We start from the raw sequence: 3,406 nt of genomic DNA, 5'->3' as shown, positions 1-3,406 counted from the left end.
CTGTGTCGCGCCAAATGATTATTGGAGGTAACCCTCTACATATAGTGGGCGGTTGAGTTAACTGCATACCCAGTATTCTTAAAACTTTAAACTTCTTCCTATGAGGTGATTGGAAAACACAAGCCCGAAGCGGTCATGCACTTTACGGCCTTTGCTTATGTGGGGGAATCGGTTGAAAACCCCGGGAAATATTATCGGAACAATGTGGCCGGTTTGCTGACAATTCTTGAAGCCATGCGCGACCACGGCATTCGGAACATTGTTTTTTCGAGCACCTGCGCCGTTTATGGCAATCCTGAAACAATTCCCATACCTGAAAACCATCCCGCAATGCCGATCAATCCGTATGGCTTCAGTAAGTTTACGGTTGAACGGATGCTGGTGGATTTTTCTAATATCCATGATATGAAATATGTATCTTTGCGCTACTTCAATGCAGCCGGTGCTGATCCGGATGCGGAAATCGGGGAAGACCATGAACCCGAAACCCATCTGATACCGCTGACGCTGGACGCTGCTGCGGGCAAGAGGGAGAATATCAAGGTCTTCGGCACCGATTACGATACGCCCGACGGCACCTGTATCAGAGACTATGTCCATGTCACCGATCTGGCCGCAGCCCATATCCTGGCGCTTGAATATCTTCAGGCGAATAAAACAAGCGAGATTTTCAACCTTGGAAATGGAAACGGTTTTTCCGTCAAAGAGGTCATCGAGACGGCCAGAAAGATTACCGGCAAAAATATTACGGCGATTGAATCGGAAAGACGGCCGGGGGATCCTGCCTTTCTGGTCGGAACTTCCGACAGAATTAAAAAAGTTCTGGGCTGGAATCCGAAGCATGCGGGCATTGATGATATCATTCAGACCGCCTGGAACTGGCACAAAATATCTATCGCGCAATAAAAAAGGGTAGGACAGAAAAGATTACATGATCTTTTCTCAGTTTTAACAATTAATTGATATTCAGGTGCTAGCGTGCATTCGATCGATCTCGTTGTTGAGGCAGGACATACGGAACGGCAATACTGGAAGGATCTCTGGAGCTACCGGGAGTTGTTTTACTTTCTGGCCTGGCGTGACCTTTTGGTACGATATAAGCAGACAGCGATCGGCATCGTCTGGGCGGTCATCCGCCCCTTTCTGACAATGGTGGTTTTAACCATCGTGTTCGGAAAACTGGCTAAACTGCCGTCTGAAGGCGTACCTTACCCCCTCCTGGTGTTTACCGCCATGTTGCCGTGGCAATTTTTTGCCAATGCCTTATCCGAATCCAGCAACAGCCTGATCGGCAACGCCAACCTCATTTCCAAGGTCTATTTCCCCCGCCTGGTTATACCGACCAGCGCAATCATTGTCAGTTTTGTGGATTTTTTGATATCCGCCGTCATTCTTTTAGGACTGATGGCCTGGTATGATTTCTGGCCGACCTGGCGGGTGGTTGCCCTGCCGCCGCTGATCCTGATTTCATTTGCCGCCGCCATGGGCGCCGGGCTGTGGATATCGGCCCTGAATGTGAAATACCGGGATTTTCGATATATCATTCCGTTTATTGTTCAATTCGGACTTTACATCTCTCCGGTCGGTTTCAGTACCACAGTTGTCCCCGAAGAATGGCGCCTGCTCTATTCCCTGAATCCGATGGTTGGCGTCATAGATGGCTTTAGATGGGCGATCCTGGGCAAAGATATGGGACTTTATCTTCCAGGTTTCATATTTTCCATATGCCTGGTATTCCTAATTTTTATAAGCGGTCTGTGGTTTTTCCGCAAGGCCGAAAGAACCTTCGCTGATATAATTTAAAACAACACAAAGAGGCTTTTTCAAATGTCCGGCACAGCAATAACAATTGAAAATCTTGGCAAAAAATACATTATCAGTCATCAGGCTCCGGAACGTTATACCGCCTTAAGAGATGTCATTGCCAATAAAGCAAAAAAGATGACCCAAAACATTCTATCTCCCTTCAGGAAAATAGAATCTGATTCTTCAAAAGAAGAATTCTGGGCGCTTAAGGATGTTTCATTTGAAGTAAAGCAGGGTGAAGTCATCGGAATTATCGGACGAAACGGTGCTGGGAAAACCACACTGTTAAAAATCTTATCGCGTATTACCGAACCGACTACCGGCCGTTTTCGAATTAAAGGTCGGGTGTCCAGCCTCCTCGAAGTCGGGACCGGTTTTCACCCCGAGCTGACTGGGCGTGAGAATATTTTTCTCAATGGCGCTATTCTGGGTATGGGAAAAGCCGAAATAAAAAGAAAGTTTGATGAAATCGTAACCTTTGCAGAAATAGAAAAATTTTTAGATACACCGGTAAAACGATATTCGAGCGGCATGTATGTTCGCCTTGCTTTTGCTGTTGCTGCTCATCTTGAACCTGAGATATTAATTGTTGACGAGGTGCTTGCTGTCGGCGATGCACAGTTTCAAAAGAAATGCCTGGGCAAGATGGGGGATGTGGCCAAGGAAGGACGGACAGTATTGTTTGTCAGCCATAACATGGCGGCATTAAAAAGTTTATGTGAAAAGGCCATTTGGTTGAACGGCGGGACCGTGATTGAAAACGGTTATGCTGAAGATGTTGTTTCAAACTATCTTCAAAACAACATGTCGGTCAATATGGATCGGGTCTGGGATGATCCTGAAACCGCCCCTGGAAACAAGAAGGTGAGTCTGCATTCTGTCAAAATATCGTATGAAGGTGAAAAAGAGGCCAAAAGCATCACCGTCGCTACTCCCATAGATCTGGAATTTGAATTCTGGAATTATGAACCCGGTTCCCTGATTAATTTGAGTGTTGTGCTTTATGACAATCAGGACGTATGCATTTTCAATACGTGCTCAGACGCCATAGTCTATCCAGCCGGGAAGGTGAAAAGTGTTTGCCATATTCCGGGGAACTTTATGAATGATGGTATCTACCGGGTTCGCCTGCTTATTGTCAAAGACCAAAGTGTGGCCCTGGTTGACCTTGACAATATTGCATCATTTGAGGTGCATGATGCTGAACGCAAGGGCGTATGGTACGGCAAGTGGATCGGTACGGTACGACCAAAATTTAATTGGGATTCTTTTTACATAGGCTAAGCCGTAGTTGCGAAAAATAGTTGACAAATTAAACGAATTGTTGAATCGCAAATTTTTCTGTCCGGTGTGTGATAGAAAGATTCGACGTTTTCTTCCATTGCCCGATTTCTATAGAAACAAAGCACTTAAACATGGATATAAACATTTTGGCAAAGGGGAAATGATAGCGCTTGATACCTATTCTTGTCCTGCTTGTGGAGCATCAGACAGGGAACGTCTTTATGCATACTGGATTGATAGACAAATTGAGGATGGAGTTTTTCAGAAAGGCGCTAAACTCCTGCATTTTGCCCCGGAATCCGTATTATCAAAAAGG

4 protein-coding genes are annotated in these 3,406 nt (G+C 45.6%); all 4 read left to right on the top strand.

The features are described 5' to 3' along the window. Positions 1–105: 105 nt before the first annotated feature. The gene (gene galE, locus P1P89_22815) at positions 106–906 is read left to right on the top strand and encodes a UDP-glucose 4-epimerase GalE (protein ID MDF1594355.1); all 801 of its coding nucleotides are present in this window, start codon (positions 106–108) and stop codon (positions 904–906) included. A gap of 72 nt (positions 907–978) precedes the next feature. Continuing rightward, positions 979–1,803 (top strand): ABC transporter permease, encoded by an 825-nt coding sequence (locus tag P1P89_22810; protein MDF1594354.1) that lies wholly within the window; start codon positions 979–981, stop codon positions 1,801–1,803. A 24-nt stretch (positions 1,804–1,827) separates the two neighbouring features. Beyond that, positions 1,828–3,090, top strand: coding sequence for an ABC transporter ATP-binding protein (locus P1P89_22805; GenBank protein ID MDF1594353.1), 1,263 nt, complete (start codon positions 1,828–1,830; stop codon positions 3,088–3,090). 7 nt (positions 3,091–3,097) lie between these two features. Next, a partial coding sequence (locus P1P89_22800) for a hypothetical protein (protein MDF1594352.1) occupies positions 3,098–3,406 on the top strand: 309 nt, incomplete at its 3' end.

The sequence above is a fragment of the Desulfobacterales bacterium genome, from assembly GCA_029211065.1.
Taxonomy (GTDB): domain Bacteria; phylum Desulfobacterota; class Desulfobacteria; order Desulfobacterales; family JARGFK01; genus JARGFK01.
Note: the sequence above shows the minus strand (reverse complement) of the source record. Positions and strands in the feature narration are given on the sequence as shown.